This window comes from Intestinibacillus sp. Marseille-P6563 (genome assembly GCF_900604335.1).
In the GTDB taxonomy this organism is placed as follows: Bacteria; Bacillota; Clostridia; order Oscillospirales; family Butyricicoccaceae; genus Butyricicoccus_B.
Map to the genome: position 1 here is coordinate 83,461 of NZ_UWOD01000001.1, position 20,576 is coordinate 104,036.

Annotated in this window: 16 protein-coding genes, 1 riboswitch and 1 other annotated feature; of the genes, 5 read left to right on the forward strand and 11 right to left on the reverse strand. The window is 50.7% G+C overall.

Annotated elements, in window-relative coordinates; translation table 11 throughout:
* The first annotated feature begins 14 nt into the window (after positions 1–14).
* The 5 genes from aroC to EFB11_RS00470 are packed head-to-tail and all read left to right on the forward strand — an operon-like array spanning position 15 to position 7,931.
* Positions 15–1,118 carry a chorismate synthase gene (gene aroC / locus EFB11_RS00445; RefSeq protein ID WP_122788388.1) on the forward strand — a complete coding sequence of 368 codons (1,104 nt, stop codon included), beginning with the start codon at positions 15–17 and terminating at the stop codon, positions 1,116–1,118.
* Positions 1,102–2,253, forward strand: a complete 1,152-nt coding sequence (locus EFB11_RS16645; RefSeq protein WP_164706520.1) for a bifunctional chorismate mutase/prephenate dehydratase — start codon at positions 1,102–1,104, stop codon at positions 2,251–2,253. Before aroC ends, EFB11_RS16645 begins: the two co-directional genes overlap by 17 nt.
* Positions 2,253–3,527: a 3-phosphoshikimate 1-carboxyvinyltransferase gene (gene aroA / locus EFB11_RS00460; protein WP_122788390.1), complete on the forward strand. Its 1,275-nt coding sequence runs from the start codon at positions 2,253–2,255 to the stop codon at positions 3,525–3,527. Before EFB11_RS16645 ends, aroA begins: the two co-directional genes overlap by 1 nt.
* 3 nt (positions 3,528–3,530) lie before the next feature.
* Complete coding sequence (locus EFB11_RS00465; protein ID WP_122788391.1) at positions 3,531–4,919, forward strand: shikimate kinase; 1,389 nt, start codon at positions 3,531–3,533, stop codon at positions 4,917–4,919.
* A 36-nt stretch (positions 4,920–4,955) separates the two neighbouring features.
* On the forward strand, positions 4,956–7,931 hold the full coding sequence (locus tag EFB11_RS00470; RefSeq protein ID WP_164706521.1) for an S-layer homology domain-containing protein: 2,976 nt from the start codon (positions 4,956–4,958) through the stop codon (positions 7,929–7,931).
* A 35-nt stretch (positions 7,932–7,966) separates the two neighbouring features.
* Here EFB11_RS00470 and EFB11_RS00475 read toward each other — a convergent pair whose 3' ends face one another.
* From EFB11_RS00475 to EFB11_RS00525, 11 genes are all read right to left on the reverse strand, one after another.
* Positions 7,967–8,584 carry an ECF transporter S component gene (locus tag EFB11_RS00475; RefSeq protein WP_164706522.1) on the reverse strand — a complete coding sequence of 206 codons (618 nt, stop codon included), beginning with the start codon at positions 8,582–8,584 and terminating at the stop codon, positions 7,967–7,969.
* Between the two features lie 90 nt (positions 8,585–8,674).
* Positions 8,675–8,807: riboswitch (FMN riboswitch) on the reverse strand.
* 29 nt (positions 8,808–8,836) lie between these two features.
* On the reverse strand, positions 8,837–9,460 hold the full coding sequence (locus EFB11_RS00480) for a toprim domain-containing protein (RefSeq protein ID WP_122788394.1): 624 nt from the start codon (positions 9,458–9,460) through the stop codon (positions 8,837–8,839).
* Positions 9,461–9,468: 8 nt separating this feature from the next.
* Positions 9,469–10,500 carry a DNA polymerase III subunit delta gene (gene holA / locus EFB11_RS00485; RefSeq protein ID WP_122788395.1) on the reverse strand — a complete coding sequence of 344 codons (1,032 nt, stop codon included), beginning with the start codon at positions 10,498–10,500 and terminating at the stop codon, positions 9,469–9,471.
* The gene (locus tag EFB11_RS00490) at positions 10,500–12,743 is read right to left on the reverse strand and encodes a ComEC/Rec2 family competence protein (protein ID WP_122788396.1); all 2,244 of its coding nucleotides are present in this window, start codon (positions 12,741–12,743) and stop codon (positions 10,500–10,502) included. Before EFB11_RS00490 ends, holA begins: the two co-directional genes overlap by 1 nt.
* Positions 12,744–12,816: 73 nt before the next feature.
* Positions 12,817–13,155, reverse strand: coding sequence for a histidine triad nucleotide-binding protein (locus tag EFB11_RS00495; protein ID WP_122788397.1), 339 nt, complete (start codon positions 13,153–13,155; stop codon positions 12,817–12,819).
* A gap of 27 nt (positions 13,156–13,182) precedes the next feature.
* Positions 13,183–15,828: an alanine--tRNA ligase gene (gene alaS, locus EFB11_RS00500; protein WP_122788398.1), complete on the reverse strand. Its 2,646-nt coding sequence runs from the start codon at positions 15,826–15,828 to the stop codon at positions 13,183–13,185.
* 51 nt (positions 15,829–15,879) lie between these two features.
* Positions 15,880–16,078, reverse strand: a binding site (T-box leader).
* Positions 16,079–16,137: 59 nt separating this feature from the next.
* A complete protein-coding gene (locus EFB11_RS00505; RefSeq protein ID WP_122788399.1) occupies positions 16,138–17,379 on the reverse strand; it encodes a peptidase U32 family protein in 1,242 nt (413 codons plus the stop codon).
* 1 nt (position 17,380) lies between these two features.
* Positions 17,381–18,427, reverse strand: a complete 1,047-nt coding sequence (gene mltG / locus EFB11_RS00510) for an endolytic transglycosylase MltG (RefSeq protein ID WP_164706523.1) — start codon at positions 18,425–18,427, stop codon at positions 17,381–17,383.
* A gap of 147 nt (positions 18,428–18,574) precedes the next feature.
* Complete coding sequence (locus EFB11_RS00515; protein WP_122788401.1) at positions 18,575–19,468, reverse strand: CPBP family intramembrane glutamic endopeptidase; 894 nt, start codon at positions 19,466–19,468, stop codon at positions 18,575–18,577.
* Positions 19,458–20,033 carry a 5-formyltetrahydrofolate cyclo-ligase gene (locus EFB11_RS00520; RefSeq protein ID WP_164706524.1) on the reverse strand — a complete coding sequence of 192 codons (576 nt, stop codon included), beginning with the start codon at positions 20,031–20,033 and terminating at the stop codon, positions 19,458–19,460. The genes EFB11_RS00515 and EFB11_RS00520 overlap by 11 nt, the downstream gene beginning before the upstream one ends.
* Positions 20,014–20,568 (reverse strand): DJ-1 family glyoxalase III, encoded by a 555-nt coding sequence (locus EFB11_RS00525; protein ID WP_122788403.1) that lies wholly within the window; start codon positions 20,566–20,568, stop codon positions 20,014–20,016. The genes EFB11_RS00520 and EFB11_RS00525 overlap by 20 nt, the downstream gene beginning before the upstream one ends.
* Positions 20,569–20,576: the final 8 nt, after the last annotated feature.

The window sequence follows — 20,576 nt, forward strand, 5'->3', positions numbered from 1 at the left end:
AAGGAGGCACCACCATGGGTTCTATCTGGGGAAATGCACTGAAAATTTCCATCTTTGGCGAATCTCACGGCGGCGGCATTGGCGTGGTGCTCGACGGTTTTCCGTCGGGCATCCTTTTTGATGAGGATTTTGTCCTGCGTGAAATGGACCGCCGGGCGCCGGGGAAAAACAAACAGTCCACGGCACGAAAAGAAGCTGATCTTCCGAAAATTTTATCGGGTATCTATCAGGGCTATACCACAGGCACACCGATTTGCGCGATGATTGAAAATACCGATACCCGCTCGGGGGATTATAAGGATTTTTCCACCCATCCCCGTCCGGGTCATGCCGACTATACTGGACTGGTCCGGTTTGGCGGATATAACGACCCGCGCGGCGGTGGTCATTTCTCAGGCCGACTGACCGCACCGCTGGTATTTGCCGGCGCGATGTGCAAATTGTATCTCAAAACCAAGGGCATTACGGTGGGCGCACACATTCAATCGATTGCGCAGATTCAGGATACCCCGTTTGATGATGTAGAGGTTTCGGCAGAGCAGCTGGAACAGCTGCGCATGCAGGAGTATCCTATTATCAACCCGCTCGCACAGAAAGCCATGCTGGCAGCGATTGAAGAAGCACGGCTGGATCAGGATTCGGTGGGCGGCGTGATCGAATGCGCTTCGGTCGGTGTGCCGGCTGGTCTGGGCAGCCCCATGCTGGATTCGGTAGAAGGCCGTCTGGCTTCCCTGCTGTTTTCGGTGCCGGCGGTAAAGGGCGTGGAATTCGGCGTGGGATTCGGATTTGCCGAATTCCGTGGTTCGCATGCCAACGATACCTTTACCCTGACCGATGAAGAAAAAGTCGTTACCGAAACCAACAACAATGGCGGCGTTTTGGGTGGCATTACGAGCGGGATGCCGCTGATTTTCCGTACGGCGATCAAGCCCACCCCGTCCATCGCCAAGCCGCAGCGTACACTCAATCTGTCGACGGGTGAAGTGGAAGAATTGTGCATCAAGGGCCGCCACGATCCGTGCATCGTGACCCGTGCGGCTCCGGTGATCGAAGCGGCTGCTGCCGTTGCGCTGACCGATCTGTATTTGGAGGGATATGGTTATGCGCAGTCTGAATGAGATTCGGCAGGACATCAACCAAATCGATGCACAGATGCAGGCCCTGTTTTTACAGCGGATGGAACTGGCCGAGCAGGTCGCGGAGTGTAAAATGGTAACGGGCGACAAAGTGCTCAAGCCCGACCGGGAGCAGGCCATGCTGGAAACCTTACAACAGCAAGTCCCCGCTTCCCTGCAGCCCGAATATGTCTCCATGCTCAAGGGATTGATTCGGGTCAGCCGGATGCATCAATATGAGCATATCCTGTCAAAAGACCCGGCAAAGCTTACCCTGCCAGTAGCAGAACGGCTGCAAATGACCAAAAGCGTGGTATATCAGGGCTTACCTGCCTCCTATCAGTCGCAGGCGGCACAAGTGATGTTTCCCCAAGCGGAGACGATTGACCATGTTTCTACCTTTGAAGATGTCTTTCGTGCGGTAGCCGAGCACCGCGCCGATGTGGGAGTCGTGCCGATTGAAAACTCGTCGATCGGTACCATCAATGAGGTTTGCGACCTGCTGATGAAATATGATCTATATATTTCGCATTCCCATATCAATGCGATTCGGCATTGCCTTGCCGGTTGCAAACATGCTACAATGGATACGGTTGAAAAAGTGTATTCCATTGAACCCGCCCTGGATCAATGCCAAAACTACCTGCGGCAGCATGGATTTACGCTGTGCAAGGCTGCCAATACGGCGGTCGCTGCCAAGCAGGTGCAGGAATGGAACGATCCCTCGTGTGCGGCGGTTTGTTCGGAAGATGCCGCCAGGCTGTATGGTTTGAAGATTCTGGCGGCAGCTATTAACGATGACTGCACCAATCAGACCCGCTTCGTCGCAGTTAGCCGTCAGCTGTCGGCTTGTGAGACCGATAACCGTGTCAGCTTGGCTTTCACGCTCCCACATCAGCAGGGCACGCTGTCGGCCGCGCTGTCCATGTTCTCGGATCACAATATCAATCTGACCGAAATTCACTCCCGTCCCCTGCCAGAAACACCATGGAACTATCGGTTCTATGTCGATTTGGAAGGCAGCCTGGCCAGTGAAAATGTCCGGTCCCTGATTTATCAGCTTTCGGAAGAGCTGCGCTCACTCCGTCTGCTGGGCAGTTATCAAATCACCCAAACCAAGGAGGATTGTCCAACTTGATGCAATTATCGCAAGCAAAACCGCTGCGCGGCACAATTACCGTACCGGGGGATAAATCGATCTCGCATCGTGCGGTCATGTTTGGTGCCTTGGCGCAGGGTACGACCCATATCACAGGCTTTCTGATGGGCGAAGATTGCCTGTCTACGATCGATTGTTTCCGGCGCATGGGGGTTTCAATTGAAGTGTCGGATGCTGAAGTTGTTGTGCATGGCGTAGGCCTGCATGGTCTGACCCCGCCCGCGCAGTCTTTGTACACCGGCAACTCCGGAACGACCACGCGTCTGCTGTGCGGCATTTTAGCTGGTCAGAATTTTGATGTATCGCTTTCGGGGGATGCGTCCATCCAAAAGCGTCCAATGGGACGTGTCATCGCGCCCCTTCGTCAGATGGGAGCCATTATTGATGGGGTAAACGGCAATTACTGTCCCTTGACCATTCACGCGGGCACGCAGCTGCACGGCATCGAGTATACCATGCCGGTCGCATCGGCACAGCTTAAGAGCGCTATTCTGCTGGCAGGTCTGTATGCCGATGGCCCGACCTGTGTGATTGAACCTGCCCCCTCCCGGGACCATACTGAACGGATGCTGCGTGCTTTGGGGGCCCAGGTGGAGAGCAATGGCTGTACCGTGCGCATTCATCCGCTCAAGGATTTGCAGGCCAAAGATATCGCTGTTCCAGCAGATATTTCTTCGGCTGCGTTTTTCTTGGTTGCTGGTGCAATTGTTCCCGGCTCGGAGATTACCATTCAAAATGTGGGTATCAATCCAACCCGTACTGGTATTTTGGATGTACTGCGCGATATGGGGGCCGACATCACCATGACCAATGTACGAGATGATATGGAACCGGTCTGCGATTTGACCATCCGGGCATCCAAACTGCATGGCACAACGATTGGCGGAGATCTCATTCCGCGTTTGATCGATGAACTGCCGGTCCTGGCGGTTGCCGCGGCCTTTGCCGAAGGGGAAACCCGCATTTGTGATGCGCAGGAGCTCAAGGTCAAGGAATCCAATCGCATCGCTGCGATGGTGACCGAACTGACCCGAGCGGGCGCTGATGCGGAAGAAACTGAAGACGGTATGATCATCCGAGGTGGGAAACCGCTGCATGGCGCTGCTTTTGAAACCTATCACGATCATCGCATTGCGATGAGTATGGCAGTTTGTGCATTGGGATGCACAGGAGAAAGCGAGATTGTAAATCCCGATGTAGTTGCCATCTCGTACCCCAATTTCTTTGATACGCTTTCTGCGCTGGGAGGGTAAGATATGTTGCTTTCCTACGAAGAATTTCAGGCGTTCACTCCGAAACGAACCACATTTGGTCTATTCGGATGGCCGCTTGGGCATACGATGAGTCCAGAATTGCATGCGCAGCTTTTTCAGGCGGCCCACGTGGATGCCGATTATATTGCAGTCGCTGTCCCGCCGGAAAAGCTGAAAGAAGCTATGGAGTTGGCACGCAAAAAACTCAAGGGCATCAATTTGACCATTCCGCATAAGCGGGCGGTTATTTCGCTTTTGGATGCGGTCGATCAAAGCGCCATGGATTTGCATTCGGTCAATACCGTGCATTTTAGTGACGAGGGCGCAATCGGCTACAATACCGATATTTTTGGTTTTGCAGCTTCTTTAGAAAAAGATGGGGTCGAATTACGCAATCGCAAAGTTTTGATGTTGGGGTATGGCGGCGCAGCCAGCGTGATGGCGTACCATTGTGCGCATGCCGGGGCGCAGCTGTACATTACCGGCCGAAATCTGGACAAAGCCGAGCAGCTTCGGCAGCAGCTGCTCTCTTCCCTGCCGCAGGCGAAAATTTATACCTGCACACGGCGCAAAATCCCGAAGGATATTCAAATCGTTGTCAATGGCACTCCGCTTGGAATGTTTCCGCAAGAGGAAAAAAAGCCGCTGTATTTCCTTCCGCGCAAAACCGAATATGTGTTTGATGCCATCTACAACCCGCCGCAGACATCGACCATGCGTTTGGCGACCAACAAACGTACCCGCACTAGAAACGGGATCTATATGCTCGTCATGCAGGCTGCCGCCGCGCAGACCATCTGGAACGGCACACAGTTTGAAAGCACCGTGTATGACCAGATTGCGCGCCGTGTTTTGGCAAAAATGGCGGTCAAACGTCTGCACGAGCGATATCAGAAGAAGAATATTGTCCTGTGCGGCTTTATGGGCAGCGGCAAGACAACAGTGGGCCGGAAGCTGGCTCGCTTGACCGGCTTGACCCATATCGATGCAGACACCTATTTGGAACAAAAAACCGGAAAGACCATTTCTGAAATCTTTGCTACCCAAGGCGAAGCCGCGTTCCGCGATTTGGAAACCCAATACCTGCGGGAGATTTGTGCCAAAGATGGGGTCGTAATATCGCTGGGAGGGGGCGCGGTACTGCGGCCTGAAAATGTGGCAATCATCAAAGAATCAGGTTTTTTGATTCACCTAAATACACCGTTTTTCCGCATCGTGAAAAACTTGTCGGGTTCGACCCATCGTCCGCTTTTGGATCAAAGTGCAGATAAGCTGGCCGAAACCCGCCGCCTTTACAACGAACGGAAAAATATTTATCATCGCGTATCCGACCGATCGGTTCGCAGCCCGCGGCTGAGTGAACTCATCGACCGGTTATTGCAAAGCATTTAAGCCATTCACCCCTGCATGTTAGGAAAGGAATTGGTTATGAAATTTTCAAGAGCAAAGCGGATCTTGGCTGCTTGCGTCACTGGTGCAATCCTTTTGACCAGTTCTGCTGCGGCCTTGTCCGGTGGATTTACATATTCCTATCCGATCGGGATTGGAACCACCTATTCTAGACAGGAAGGTTATAACGATAGCGGCTTGCAAAAAGCTTCGATTATTACCTACACCCCCAATGCGTCGGTTTCCCCGATCGGCGTGAAGTCTGGTGAACAGTTCTATGGCAGCCGTAAATCGATTTCGCAAATTTCCTCTTCGCTGGAATCGCAAGGGTATGATGTCATCGGTGGCATCAATGCGGACTTCTTTTCGTTTTCGGATGGCGTGCCGACCGGACTGTTTATTGATAACGGACGTGTCATCTCCTCGACCGACTGGGAAGCTGCGGTTGGATTTATGGCCGATGGTTCAGCGATTATAGGAGACCCCATTTCCAATATTGTCGTCTCTGGTGAAAGCGGGAAGATTGCGGTTTTTGACTACAATAAGACCCGTACTTCACGCGGACTTTGCCTGCTAGACCGGTATTACTCGGATACCACCCATTTTGGTTCTCCAGGTCAGAGCATTATCATGGAATATGATGATTTCTCGACGCTGAAAATCGGGCAGCCCATTACACTGACCGTTGTTGACAAGGTGTCGGGTAGTGATTCGTTTGCCATTGGAGAAAATCAGATGGTACTTTCCCGACGGGATGACTGCACCAGCATGCCCTGGGTTGATTTCCAGATTGGAGAACGCATTACCATTATCTTTGAAACCAACGACCCGCGCTGGGGCGATGTCCAGTATGCTGTTGGCGGCAAGACACTGATTACCAATGGCACCGTGACAACCAGTGGCATCGACTCCGGCACTTCGCTGGCAGCGCGCTCGGCGGTCGGTATCCGTAATGACGGGAAAGTCGTCCTATATGAAGTCGATGGCGCACAATCCAGTTATAGCCGTGGTTTGACAGCCAAGCAACTTGCCAGTGAACTGACCAGCTTGGGCTGTGTTTCGGCAGTTGCGCTCGATGGCGGCGGTTCTTCCGCGATGACAATTAAAAATCCCAGTGCAGATAAATCGGTGACCGTGACTCGACCATCCGACGGCAGTGAGCGAAAATGTTCTACCTATATTTTCCTCATCAACAATGCCACCGCAGATGGTGTGCCGACCTATCTGCACATGGAACCCACGACACATTACGTTCTGCCTGGCGGTACGGTTGAATTTTCGACGACTACGTTAGATGGCGGCTTTAAAAAGACGTCAGCGGCGCAGGATGTAGCATACACCGCAACAGCAGGTAGCGTTTCGGCCGGGAAATATGTAGCACCGCTTACCACCGGTGCAGTACAGGTTACAGCGAACGCTGGAAACGCGACCGGAACCATGGATCTGTATGTGACCAATGAACCCACGTCCATGGCGGTTCTCAAGGATGGCAAGGCTGTGTCTTCCCTCTCCTTGCAAAACGGACAAACCGCACAGATTGATGCTACTGTTTATCGAAATGCCATTCCGATCGCCTCGGCAAACACGCAGATGGTTTGGAGTGTGACCGGCGGTATTGGTACGATTTCCAAGTCTGGCCTGTTTACAGCGACCCATGCAGGTACCGGTACGATTCAAGTTTCCTGCTATGGCATGTCCAAGTCCATTGCGGTTACCGTTTCGGGCATGGGCGAATTACAGGATATCACGACCATTGCAGACTTTGAAAGCAGCCAGCCGCTTACCGCGCAAGATGGTGTTACCTTGTCCGTGACCAGCAATCAGAGCGATGTATCGCGCGGATATAAAGCCTTAGCTGCGACCTATTCGGGCACCTCCTGTTCTCTGTCTGTTCCGTCTACCAGTGTGGAAGGGATGACCTCCTTAACGCTTTGGGCAAAGCTGTCCAGTGGACAGGGAGATTTGACCGCAGTCTTTGAAGATGAGAACGGGACAGAACTGGTCGAGCCGTTTAGTGTTTCGGTACAGTCTTCGTATCGACAGCTGAAAGTTACGGTTCCGGAGCAAGCAGTCCGTCTGACGGGTATCCGCCTGTCTCAGGCAACAGCGGATAGCACCTTGTATTTGGATCATATTCTTCTCAGTGAAGATCCGGTGGATTACACCGATGCACCGCAGATTACGATCACAGATAGCAAGACAACGGTGAATGCTGGCGAATCGGCGTACATTACCGCAAAGATTACGCAGGATAGTGGAGCCTATCCGGTACGAACCAATCAGGTGCGTGCCTACATTGATGGGAAATTGTCTTCGGCAACCTATCACACCTCTACGGCAGCCATTGATGTCAAGACTGATGCGCTTTCGGCAGGGACCCATATGATCATCCTGGAAGTGCAGGATGATGCCGGAAATTGCAGCCGAAAAGCGGTGACCATCACCGCCGGTACTCGGACGAGTTCGAAATTCACCGATGTTTCTACAAGCTGGGCTGCCGGATATATCAATCTCCTGTCCGATCGCGGGATTATGAACGGAGAGCAATTATCCGATGGAACCTGGCGTTTCAATCCGGAACAAAACCTCAAGCGAAGCGAATTTGCTGTGCTGATGGCCAATGTTCTGGAATTGGACACCTCGTCGGCATCCAATCTGCCGTTTGATGATGCGGCATCCATTCCAGACTGGGCGAAGGCGTCCATTGCTGCCGTCACGGAAGCTGGCGTCATGAGTGGGCAGTCCAATCCGAATACTGGAGAAGTCAATTTTAATCCCAATGCACAGATTACGCGTGCAGAAGTGATGAGCGTTATTTCGCGGTGTCTGCCTCGTGGCTATGCGGCGAAAAATGCAACCTTTACCGATGCGGCCTCTATTCCTTCCTGGGCAAAGGATTCGGTAAACTATGTGACCTCGGCAGGGATCATCAATGGTTATACCGATGGCAGTGTCAAGCCCAATGCACAAATCACTCGTGCAGAAATCTCGTCGGTAATTTGTAATTTCCGATAAAAAAAGAAGCCGGTTTTAACCGGCTTCTTTTTTATTTACTTTGCGGTTTCGGTGTGGCGATGCAGATCAAACTGCTTGGACTTAATAAAGACGCTCAACTTTTTGTAGACGATCACGGTGATGAAAGTAATCAATCCGCCCTTCACGATATTAAATGGCAGTACACCAATCAGCAGATACGTACTCATCCCGGAAATATGGGGATTGACCGCAGCACATGCGCCAAAAATCGCATCGAGCGGCATCATCATAACCTTCGAATAGAACGGAATAATGAACAAATAATTGGTTGCCATGCCTGCAACAGACATCACCAAGGTACCAAGCAGACAGCCAATAATCGCGCCCTTACGGGTGTGATAACGCTTATAGACCGAAACAGCTACAATAACGAACAGGGCAAGCAAAATGAAATCCTGCAACTCACCCGAGCCACCCGTTTGGGTCTGTGTCACATGAATCAGGTCTTTGATCAAAATCATCATAATCGCAGGCCCAATTCCAAAAATGAAAGCACCAATAAGAATTGCCGCACCGCTGAGGTCCACTTTTAAGAATGGTGGCATAAACGGAAGCGGAAATTCAAAGTACATCAGTACCGCAGCAATGGCAGCGAAGATCGCCGTGTAGGTGATTTTCATGGTTTTGGTCATACAAAAACACTCTCCATTCCTGTTCTGTGAGGAAAAAGAAAAGCCCTTGGAAATCATTTCTTTCCAAGGGCGCAGACGCACAAAATAATACGTCTGTTTCTCTCATCCGGACTATAACCGTCGGTTGGGAATCGAACCCATCATGCCTTTCGGCTCGCAGACTTGTAGATGCAAAGATCTCTTCACTGCCGGTGGAGAATTTCACTCCGCCCTGAAACAGAACTCATATAAATTTGATAATCATATTATACATCACGAATGCGGATTGTCAATATCCTCTTGTGAAATTTGTTGGAATGTTTGCAAGACCTCTTCGCGATTGCTCACCGCATTCATAAAATCAAGTAAAGCATTTGCAGACAGATACTGTGGTAACCCAAGCGCTTTGAGCAGGCGTTTGCGTTTTTGCGCACTGTCTGGTTGACCGGAAAGCCCCATGGCATAAAGGTCTGCCTTTTCCAAACGGTTGGCGCGGAGGGCTTGTCCAGACTCTTCCCCTAAAATCGTCGCGCCAGCACGCTCCAGGGCGTTTTGCAGAATGTCTTGCGACATGCCTTCTACTCCCAGCAGGCCTTCTTTGGAACTATGGCGCTTGCGACGTTCCTTCCCTTGGATTTCGGGAATGTACGCATGCTTGACTTGGTCCTTCGGGATGGCGCCGCGCAAAAAATTGCGAATTGTAAATCCGGCGCCATCGCTGTCGGTCAAAATCAGAATGCCGCGACGGGCTGCAATTTTTCGAATCATTTCCAGGCGTTCCCGGTCCTTGAAAATCCGAAAACCGCCGGTTTCTAAAACCACCGTATCGACCATTTGCCGTAAGGTCTGGATATCATAACGGCCTTCCACCAGAATGGCTTCTTTAATTTGAATCATAATACCTCTCAGATTGTCGACGCCATTTGCAAAAGCGCCAATTCAATGATTTTTTGCTTATCGGCCGCACTGCTCTTAAGTGCAGCATCGGTTTCGCCACAAATCCGAACCGCTTCCCGTAACCAGGCCAGTGATACTCCTCTGGCAGCCGATGTTAGTTTTTGCGCATAAAAGCTGGAATTGGAGCCGATCAGCGTCAACAGTTCTTTGGAATTGCCATGCGATTGCTGACTCAGTTTTGCAGCATAGAGCCGCTGAATATGACGTAATACGGCGGAAAAGATAGCGACTTCCGAATTTTTCTGGGCCAGGAGATCCCCAACAATTGCAATCGCTTTTTCGAAACGTTTCTGTGTGATTGCGTCGGTGAGATCAAAGATCACGGCATCGAGCACCCGGGTGCAGACTTCGTCGATGTTGTATCGCTTAATTTCATGCAGGGTAGAATGTGCAGTCACTTTTTCGATCTCTGTAATGAGATTTGTCATGGAATTACCGCACAAAAATAGAAAATACGCACAGGTATCCGCATCGATGTCTTTATCCAGCGCACGTATCCGCCGCCGGACCCAGGCCATCAATTCCCGCTCCTCCAGGTGAGAAAATTCAGCAAAGCAGGCCGTCTTACCCAGTAAACTATGCATTTTTGTCCGCTTGTCTGCCTTAAATGGCAGAGTATCATAATAGAACACCAAACAGATATAGTCTGGCAGGTCCTGCAGCAAATCCATTAGGATGGTTTGAAAAGCAGCAGGCGGTTTGTATACGTCAAAGTCGCGGACAATTACCAGCTTGCGCTCTGCAAATGCCGGATAGCCTTCTACGGCCTCCGTCAACGCTTCCGGAGTCAAATTTTTACCATCGAATTCAATCAAATTAAATTCGGCAAAGTCCTCCTGTACCAATGCAGTTTTCAGAGCATGCAAATAATAATTTTTTAAATAGTCCTCTTCCCCATAAAAAATATAGAGATTCTGAAAATTTTGCGTTTTAAGATCATTTTTCAGCTGTTCGGACCCTTTGATTTTTTTCGTTGCCATCACACACCTCCACGCGGTAAAATCTCTCGGAACAATAAATCCCCACTTTGCTTTGTAGTCTGTATGGGAATGCCAGCAATCTTTCCGCTGTCCTCATAAGGAGTTGGCAGATAGATTTGCTGCGGTTGAAGCTGCTGCACCAGTTGGTCTGGAGCTTCGTCCAGAAACGACTTCGAAAGAATGACCGAATCGCAGGTCACCTGTTGCAGACTGAAAAGTTCTTCGAGCATTTTGGGTGTAAAGCTATGTAATGTCAAAAGTTCTTGATTTCCTTGCCGGATACGGACACCTAATTTTTTCGGTATCCCGTCAATCAGAGAAAGGCCAAACCGCGTATCACCAACCGGTAGTTCTCCCTCCCCCTGCCAAACGGTTACGGGAACCTGTTTTTGTTCGGCAAGCTGTAAAACCTCCGCAGAAAAATCATTTTCTGTGTAGTCAGATGGCAGAATAAGATGGCCGACCGGAACAGTTTGCAATAACTCTGGCAAGTCGCGGGCATGGGTCTTGTCGAGCGAAGTGATGATCAGCAGTTCGATTTTGGAAAATCCATTCCAGTCCATGTACTGGGTTAAGCTATCCACTGCATTTTGTGCGGTAGCGCAGTCAATCACGGCTAAGCTGTTTTGGGCATAGGAAACAGCAATACATTGTCCGCTGCCACTGGAGAACACTTGAATGTCATATTTTCGAGAGAGTGTATCCGCATTGATGCCTAAGGTCAAAAGCAAGATGGTGCATGCTAGCGCGGCTGCATAGGAAAATCGAACATAGCGCCTAAGCAGCCAAGCCGCGATCACAGCCCCATACAGTAATACAATGCCAGCTTGCACGTACCAAAAATCGCCGTATAGCAGCAAAGATGGAATATTCCCGATTGCATGCGCAACCGAAAACGCATACGCACACAACCCATAGATACAAACCGCTAAGACATTTCCCAAAACCGGGATACTAAAACAAATGCCGAAGCCTGCGACAAACAAAACCGCAAATACACCAACGGTCAATAGATTGGCCGCAATCGATGCAACCGATACATATCCAAAGGAATGGAGCAAGACTGGCACTGTAAAAATCGAGGCGCAGATCGAGCAGGCGATTGCACCGGCGAATACTCGCAAGATTTTATAAATCCAGAAGGGACATTCCCGTTCCTTTAACGGCGCCAGCATTTTGGTTTGCAGAGGTGTTCCAAACAGAATCAGGCCCAAGGTTGCCAAAAAAGACAACTGCAAACTCAAGCTTTGCAGTGCATAAGGATTGTAGCATAGCAGGACCAACAAAGCGGCACATAAAGAATGCAGCGCACTGTGTTCCCGCCGTAAAAAGAAACCAATCGCCACGAAAGCGTACATAATCGCTGCACGAATGACCGAAGGTGTAGCGCCTGTCATGGGGACAAAGATCACAAGAGCGAGTAAAGAAACACACAGTCCGATGCGCCGACCCAAAATGAGCAGGAAAAACATGACCAGAAAACCTACATGCATGCCCGATACAGCCATCACATGACTTAGGCCAGCCTTTTGGAAATCCTGTTGGATAGAGAGCGGCAACGCATCTTTATCACCGAACAATAACGCTTCTAGAAATGCGGCATCGGTATCCGATAAAGCATCATGTAGGTTTTGTTTGAGAGAATGCGTCCAAACCAACGGCCGCAGTGTCCATGGGACAGAAGTAGCTTTTTCGACTTCAAAGGTCAAAGCATTTTCGCATGTGGCCAAGATGTGCATGTTGCGGCCGGAATAATACGATGCCCGGTCAAATCCCCCATTGTTTGAGCCTTCATAAAAAGAAACCTTGGCTTCAATCCGATCGCCGGGCTCCAGTTCGGTATCGGTCAAAGGAAGATACGCCATCGTATCAAACGAAGACATCCAAAAAGAGATGCCGGATGCCTTCGTATCGACTTTCAGGGAAACGCGCTGTGTATCTTCATATTGCTCGGCATAATCGGTGACAATAGCCGAAATCCGTGCCTTTTGACCATCCAGACTGGCCAGTGGCGCATGAACCATGCCCACAAATAATCCGGCGTAGGCAAATCCAACACATCCTCCCAAAAGCAGGCTGATGAGCAGATTGCGCTTCTTCCAGTGCCGGCAAAGGATAACGACCATCGCGGCAATCAGGATGCATACGGGCAAGAACCACAAATGCTGAATCACAGGATCGTATTGTATTTCCACCCACACGGCACATAAAAAGGTCAGCGTGAACAACGGCAAATACCACATGCAAAAATTCCCTCCCCACTTACAAGGAAAAGAGGGAAGCGGCGATTGGCCGCTCCCCTTTTCCGTTACTTCTTTAGCCCGGCGGCCAAGTCATATCTCGGCCAGCCAGAACATGAAAATGCAGATGGAATACCGTTTGTCCGGCTTGTTCGCCACAGTTGGTGACCACGCGATAGCTTTCGATACCAAGCTGTTTGGCTACCTTGGCAATCACCGCATAACAGTGGCCGACGATTGCAGCATTGGATGCATCAATATCCAACGCACAGGCAATGTGCTGCTTTGGAATGACCAGGAAATGGGTCGGCGCCTGCGGTTCCAGGTCATAGAAAGCATAACACAGATCGTCCTCATACACCGGTCGAGATGGGATCTCCTTCCCGGCAATCTTACAGAAGATGCAATCACTCATACAAAGACCTCCCTTTGAGATTCTTTTTTAACCAAGCTGTTCTGCAACAATGTTGTTCACAGCTTCCAGTGCTTCTTCCAACTTATCAACATTCTTGCCGCCAGCCGTTGCGCTGTCCGGACGGCCGCCGCCGCCACCACCGCAAATGGCTGCCGTTGCCTTTACGATCTTACCTGCATGAGCACCTGTCTTGACCGCTTCCGGACCGCAGACGCACAAGAAATTGATCTTGCCACCAATAACGGTCGAAAGAACGGCAACCATCTTGGGCGCACGTTCCTTGATGGTATCGCCCATCTGGCGCATGGTATCCATGTTCACATCATCCAGCTTCACGGCAATGACATTCACGCCCTTGACATCGCGGGATACATTGAACAGATCCACAAGTTGCATATTAGCGATTTTTGCTGAGAGCTTATCGATATTCTTGCCCATCTCACGGATGTCGGCCATTACCTGTTCCACACGCTGGAGCATTTCAGCCGGCGTAGTCTTCAGTGCTTTGGCTGCATCGGTAATCATGCGCTGCTTTTCGTTGATAAATGCCAGCACGCCCTTACCGGTAATCGCCTCAATACGACGCACACCAGCTGCAACCGAAGCTTCGCTGACGATCTTAAAGATACCAGCCTGTGCCGTGTTCGACAGATGGGTACCACCACACAATTCGATCGAGAAGTCGCCTGCCTGAACCACGCGCACCCGATCGCCGTACTTTTCACCAAAGAGTGCCATGGCACCACGCTTCTTGGCTTCATCAATCGGCATCTCTTCAGTGACAACCGGATAGCCTGCCAGAATCGCATCGTTGACCATTTCTTCTACCTGGGTCAGCTCTTCCGGAGTCAGTGCAGCAAAATGGGTAAAGTCGAAGCGAACATGATCCGCATCAGTATACGAACCAGCCTGTTCAACATGGGTGCCCAGAACGGTGCGCAATGCCTTTTGCAGCAAGTGGGTCGCAGTGTGCGAACGTGCAATTGCCTGACGGCGTGCCAGATCAATCTTGGCATCCACCGTATCTTCTACGGCAAGTACGCCCGTTTCTACCACGCCGCTATGCAGGAATTTGCCGTCCTTGGTCTTCTGCACATCCTGAATAGTAACAACCGCGCCCTTGGTGCTGGTGAGCGTACCGTGGTCCGGTACCTGTCCGCCCGATTCCGCATAGAACGGCGTATGGTCGAGTACGATCGTGACCTTCTCACCAGTCGCTGCCGAGCCAGCCAGTTCGCCATTTGCAACAATCGCCAGAACGGTGGCCTGCTCCTCAAAAACGGTATATCCATCAAACTGGGTCTTGAGCGACTTGTCCAGTCCAAGATCTTCGCTCGCCCAGCCAAGATCGCCCATCTTCTTGCGGTCTTCGCGCGCACGCTTGCGCTGCTCGTCCATCAAGGCATCAAAACCAACACGATCGGTGGTCATGCCCTGCTCTTCCAGGATTTCGAGCGTCAGGTCGATCGGGAAGCCATAGGTGTCATATAGCTTGAAGGCATCCGCTGCGGGCAGTTCGGTCTTGCCCTCGCCCTTGACGGCTGCGATCATATCATTGAGGATCGACAGACCAGAGTCAATCGTCGCATCAAAGCGCGCTTCTTCCATCTCAATGACCTTATGGATATAAGCGCTCTTCTCATGCAGTTCCGGATAAGCTCCGCCGCTCTCTTCGATTACGGTATCGCAAACTTCGCACAGGAACGGACGATTGATGCCCAACAGCTTACCATGACGGGCTGCCCGGCGCAGCAGGCGGCGCAGTACATAGCCGCGGCCTTCGTTGGACGGAATGACGCCATCGCAAACCATCATAACGGTCGAACGGATGTGGTCAGTGATAACGCGCAGCGAAATATCGGTCTTTTCGTCCTTGTGATATTCCACACCAGCAATGCGCTCGATATGCTTCATGATGTTGCGGACCGTATCCACTTCAAACAGCGAACCAACACCCTGTACCACACAGGCCAGACGTTCCAGACCCATGCCGGTATCGATGTTCTTCTGCTTCAGTTCGGTATAGTTGCCATGGCCATCGTTATCAAACTGGGAAAAAACGTTGTTCCAAACTTCCATATAGCGGTCGCAGTCACAGCCAACCGTGCAGCCCGGCTTGCCGCAGCCAAATTCTGCGCCACGATCGTAGTAGATTTCCGAACACGGACCACAGGGACCGGAACCATGCTCCCAGAAGTTATCTTCCTTGCCAAAGCGGAAGATACGCTCTGCCGGAATGCCAATCTCCTTGTTCCAAATTTCAAAAGCTTCTTCATCGTCCTGATAGATAGACGGATACAGCAGATTCGGATCAATGCCTACCCACTCCGGAGAGGTCAGGAACTCCCAGCTCCAGTGGATTGCTTCCCGCTTGAAATAGTCGCCAAACGAGAAGTTGCCTAGCATTTCAAAGAAAGTACCATGACGGGCGGTCTTACCGACGTTTTCAATGTCACCGGTACGGATGCACTTCTGGCAAGTGGTAACACGGTGACGGGGCGGCTCAATTTCGCCGGTGAAGTAGGGCTTCATCGGCGCCATACCCGAGTTGATCAGGAGCAGAGAAGCATCGTTCTGCGGAATCAGCGAAAAGCTGGGCAGACGCAGATGATCCTTGCTTTCAAAAAATTTCAGATACATTTCTCGAAGCTCATTTAAGCCTCTGTACTGCATAGCGGTATTCCTCCAATAATCTTAAAAAAATAGAAAAAGCCTCCGCCCAAATCTAGGGGCGAAGGCTCTGCTTCACGGTACCACCCTAATTACCGGAAAATCCGGCATCTCAGGTCCCTTAACGCGGGAATACGTCTTGCTTATCACAAGAAACTCCGAAATGGCTGTCCTGCACGTTTGGCCAAGGGCTTTCACCGTTCCCCTCTCGCTTTGGACTACTTTGCAGCACTCGTTTCATCATCGTCTATGACATATTGCTTCATTATTGTACCACATTTTACGGATTTGTCAATCATTCTCGGCAGTTTTTCACGCTTCGGATTTGGAAGTCTGGGGTTCTTTTTCCCGTCGCAGGATAGCAAACGGGTCCACCTCAAACGGGAACTCGATGGTAAACCGCATTTCAGGATGATGAAACACATCCAAAGCTTCTCCCGCCTCATCAACGACCGCATCAGCGGTGAAGGTGTAAGGCGGTTTGCCCGGCTGCACCAGTTCCAGCACATTACCGCGATAGAACCGATTTTTCAGCGCAAAGGTCGCGCGCGAACCATCCACCGAAATCGGCATACCGGTCACTTCCCAATCGCGCAGATATTGGCTGTCTTCATAATACTGCCCGTTGGGATCGCCAAAGTAAAAGCCGGTGTAGTAATTGCGATGGCTGACTTTGCCGACTTCCTCATGAATGTCGGCCGGCAGTGCGAACCCTTCCGGATTTTCACAGTAGGCATCCACCGCGCGGCGGTAAGCCGAGGTAATACCAGCCGCATAATACGCGGTTTTATTACGCCCTTCAATTTTGAAAGAGGTAATGCCTGCGTCGACCAGTTCCGGAATATGATCGATCATGCACAGGTCCTTGGAGTTGTAGAGGTAGGTTCCTCCCTCCCCTTCCACAACCGGAAAATACTCGCCCGGTCGCTTTTCTTCGACCAGATTGTATTTCCAGCGGCACGGCTGTGCACACGCGCCATGGTTGGCATCGCGTCCGGTCAGATACTGCGAAATCAGGCAGCGTCCCGAATAGGAAATGCACATAGCACCATGGACAAACGCCTCAATTTCCAGAGATTTGGGCGTTTTTTGCCGAATCTCTGCAATATCTTCCAGACTTAGTTCCCGGGCCAGTACAATACGTTCCGCCCCTAAATCGGCCCAGAAGTTTGCCGCTTCATGATTGAGGATACTGGTTTGGGTGCTGATGTGAAGCGGTACGCGCGGTGCATACCGTTTTGCCATTGCCACAACACCCACGTCAGCAACAATCAGCGCATCAGCGCCTGCTTCCTGCAAAAATTCCAAATAGGCCGGAAGGACTTTCAGGTCTTCGTTAGAAGGAATGATATTGACCGTAATATAACATTTCACACCGCGCGCATGCGCATAGGCGATGCCCTCTCGGAGGGCATCGTCATCAAAGTTTGCAGCAGCCGCGCGCATGCCGAACGACTTTCCGGCCATGTATACCGCATCGGCTCCATAAGCGATTGCAAAGCGCAGTTTGTCAAAGTCTCCTGCCGGCGCTAAAATCTCAGGTTTTTGCTTCATGTTATTCCCCGGTATCCTCCTCACCGCTGCTATTGGCTGCTTCTGCAAAAGCTTCGGCGGCCTTTTCCTTGTTGCGTTCATGTTCGCTGTTGGTGGTTGCAAACAGGTGCGAACCATCGGGCATTGCGACGTAGAAATAATAATCGTGGTCAGCTGGATGCGATGCTGCATAAAGCGCATTATAACCCGGATTACAGATCGGTCCCGGCGGCAAGCCTTCATGCAGATAGGTATTATACGGCGTATCGGTTTCCAAGTCAGCCGCGGTCAGCGTACCGCTGGTACGACCCAGACCATACAATACCGAAGCGTCGATTTCCAGATACGGGAACCGAGAACTATTCAAACGGTTATAGATAACACCGGCAATCATTGCAAATTCTTCGGGTACCTTCGCTTCGCGTTCGACAAGGGAAGCAATGGTTACAATCTCATCCATCGAACGGTCGAGATTCTCTGCACCTTCCTTGATCGCATCATCATAGCGTTCATCGAAGTTGTTCAGCATTTTATTGACAACATCCTTGACAGCATCGCCGTTTTTATAGAAGGTATAGGTATCCGGGAAGAGATAGCCTTCCAGCCAGTTGTCTTCGGGCGGCAGCTTATCCTCCAAAAATTCATGCTTAAACGGATAATCATTGAGTGCCTCATCCAAATCTTCTTCGGTGCAAACATGATTTTCCACCAGCGTTTCCTTAATCTGCTGCAAGCTATAACCTTCGGGAATGGTCACTTCTACGGTTTGCTTTTTATCCGCGTTGCGAAGTGCCAAAACAATCTGGTTATAGTCCATGGCAGGGCTGAGTTCATAGGTGCCAGCCAGCACATCTTCGTTTTTGTTGGTCACGGTCAGGAACAGTTTGAAAATCAGACCGTAATTGACGATTCCCTCTTTGTCCAGTTCACCGCTTAATTTTGAGATTTTGGTATTCTCTTCGACAGTAAACTGAATGGTACTTTCGTCCTTGACCAATGCAAACACATCGTTGGTTACAAAAATGACGATCACCGAAAGCACAATCGAAATGAGAACAACAGCAAGCAAATATACAAGTGCACCGCCGCAACCATTCGGGGAACGCTTTTTCTTTCGACGTCTCCGGGAAGGTGTTTGGCGCTCGGATGAGCTAATCCGATAATATTCCGGGGTCCTATCTTGTGAATCCATACAATCCTCCAATTGATTTATCTTTTAAATCACACCGAACACCGTTTTCGCCAAAAAGGCCAAAATAAACGCAATCGATGCAGGGTTTCCGATCAGAGTGCGAATGGCAACCAGAGTATGTTGTCCTTGCGCAAAATGAGGCACTCGACCGGCGAGCAACAGACGTTCGACCGAACCGAGTGATAAGTAAATAAAAAGCAGAACCAAAATCAGACAAATAGCCGGGAAATAGTTCCAGATGCCGAATACACTGTATACATCGGTGCACCACAGGATAATCAGATAAAACAGATTATTGACCAAATGGGCAATGGCAGACGGCCAGATAGAATCATACACAAAGGTCAGCCAGCCAAAGACAATACCTGCGACAAAAGGTCCCAGGAAGTTGTAGAACGAACCATGCAGCATGGCAAATACTAAGGCAGATAATACAATACTCAGCCCCGTGCCGGCATAGCGATTAAAAATCCGAAAAATTGCGCCACGCACATAGATTTCTTCGACAATAGCTGGAATAATGACAATGGCGAACAAATATAGAAGGAAGTGACCGCCAATATCCGATGCATGGAAAGAGGCCGGGTTGATGGACGACACATCTTGTCCAAACAGATGTAGGCACACCAGATTGAGCAAAAACGAGATCAGAGAAACCGCGATACCAAGCCGGATGGAAAGTCGCACCGTTCGGACATTCAGCCGCTTGGTTGAAACCGGAATCTGCAACCGCTCTCCTTTTCGAAGCGGTAAAATCAGTAGGACCGTCGGCACCAGGAAGGCAGCGACTTCTGCTAATAAAATCCCCCAAGCAATCAGCCCTTTGCTAGCCCAGGTCCCGACGTTGCCGCCTGCGACCAACAAGCAAAAGCAGAGAAAAAGGGAAAGTCCTGCCAAAAAAGCCGCTCTATTTTTCATGGAAGCGTATCACCTGACTTTCTGTAAGAATGATATCGCAGGTGATATCGTGTTCCTGCGAGGGAATTTGTGAAAATAGACGGGCCTGCGCGCAAAGTACCATATGAGTAGCATGTGTGCGCGGCAAAAAGCGGTCATAATAGCCGCCGCCGTACCCCAAACGATGCCCGTTTAAATCGGCTGCCAGGCATGGAATAATGCAAAGATCGATCTCCTCTGGTGCAATCAGAGGAGAATCACATCCCGGCTCTAAGATGCCGTAGGATGCAGGCTGCAACTGTTCAAGATGAAAAATCTGGCGAGCTTCCATTTGTCCCAATGGTAGGGTACGCGGCAAACAGAGTTGTTTTTTCTGGGATAGAGCAGCTTGCAAAATGGGGTATGTATCGATCTCCTGCGCGGTCGAGCAATAACAAAATACGGTTTTTGCCTGTAAAAATGCAGGGTCGCTCAGGACACGCTGAGCAATGGCGTGATTTTGTGCCTTCCGCTCGGCAGAAGATAAGTTTTGCCGAAGCCGCTTCATCTGCTGCCGAAGTTGCTGTTTATTCTGCGGCAGTGTCATAGCAGACCGATTCTGCAACCTGTTTTGCAGCTGCCTTCCCCATGACAGCCGTGCACAATGCGAGCGCAAAATCAAAAGCAGCGCCTGCCGCACGCCCTGTGATGATGCGTCCATCCACACAGCAGTTCTGATGCACGACATTCGCGCAGGTCATCCCATCTTCCATCCCGGGATAGCAGATGGCGCGCCGATGATGCAGCAGATCCATGCCGCCCAAAATCACCGACGGTGCTGCACAGATGGCTCCAATATAGCGGTCATGATCGGCGCAGAACTGAACAGTATCCCGTACGAATTCAGATTCGTTCAAATTCATCGTCCCCGGCATACCTCCCGGCAGGACGATCATGTCCATTTCATCCCGGTCGACTTCTTCCGGCAGGATGTCCGCTACAACCGGGACGCCGCGCGCACCCGTTACGGTTTTGCCCGTGATTCCCACGGTCTTGACTTCTGCTCCTGCGCGACGCAGCAAATCCACAGGCGTCAAAGCCTCAACTTCTTCAAAACCATCTGCTAAAAATACGTATACCATGTGTTGCA

Coding starts and splice junctions, on each gene's coding strand:
- EFB11_RS00520 (WP_164706524.1), bottom strand. CDS start 20,033: ATGACACTGCCGCAGAATAAACAGCAACTTCGGCAGCAGATGAAGCGG.
- EFB11_RS00505 (WP_122788399.1), bottom strand. CDS start 17,379: ATGAAGCAAAAACCTGAGATTTTAGCGCCGGCAGGAGACTTTGACAAA.
- EFB11_RS00495 (WP_122788397.1), bottom strand. CDS start 13,155: ATGAGTGATTGCATCTTCTGTAAGATTGCCGGGAAGGAGATCCCATCT.
- EFB11_RS00465 (WP_122788391.1), top strand. CDS start 3,531: ATGTTGCTTTCCTACGAAGAATTTCAGGCGTTCACTCCGAAACGAACC.
- EFB11_RS00515 (WP_122788401.1), bottom strand. CDS start 19,468: ATGAAAAATAGAGCGGCTTTTTTGGCAGGACTTTCCCTTTTTCTCTGC.
- aroA (WP_122788390.1), top strand. CDS start 2,253: ATGCAATTATCGCAAGCAAAACCGCTGCGCGGCACAATTACCGTACCG.
- EFB11_RS00475 (WP_164706522.1), bottom strand. CDS start 8,584: ATGACCAAAACCATGAAAATCACCTACACGGCGATCTTCGCTGCCATT.
- EFB11_RS16645 (WP_164706520.1), top strand. CDS start 1,102: ATGCGCAGTCTGAATGAGATTCGGCAGGACATCAACCAAATCGATGCA.
- EFB11_RS00480 (WP_122788394.1), bottom strand. CDS start 9,460: ATGATTCAAATTAAAGAAGCCATTCTGGTGGAAGGCCGTTATGATATC.
- EFB11_RS00470 (WP_164706521.1), top strand. CDS start 4,956: ATGAAATTTTCAAGAGCAAAGCGGATCTTGGCTGCTTGCGTCACTGGT.
- alaS (WP_122788398.1), bottom strand. CDS start 15,828: ATGCAGTACAGAGGCTTAAATGAGCTTCGAGAAATGTATCTGAAATTT.
- EFB11_RS00525 (WP_122788403.1), bottom strand. CDS start 20,568: ATGGTATACGTATTTTTAGCAGATGGTTTTGAAGAAGTTGAGGCTTTG.
- aroC (WP_122788388.1), top strand. CDS start 15: ATGGGTTCTATCTGGGGAAATGCACTGAAAATTTCCATCTTTGGCGAA.
- holA (WP_122788395.1), bottom strand. CDS start 10,500: ATGGCAACGAAAAAAATCAAAGGGTCCGAACAGCTGAAAAATGATCTT.
- EFB11_RS00490 (WP_122788396.1), bottom strand. CDS start 12,743: ATGTGGTATTTGCCGTTGTTCACGCTGACCTTTTTATGTGCCGTGTGG.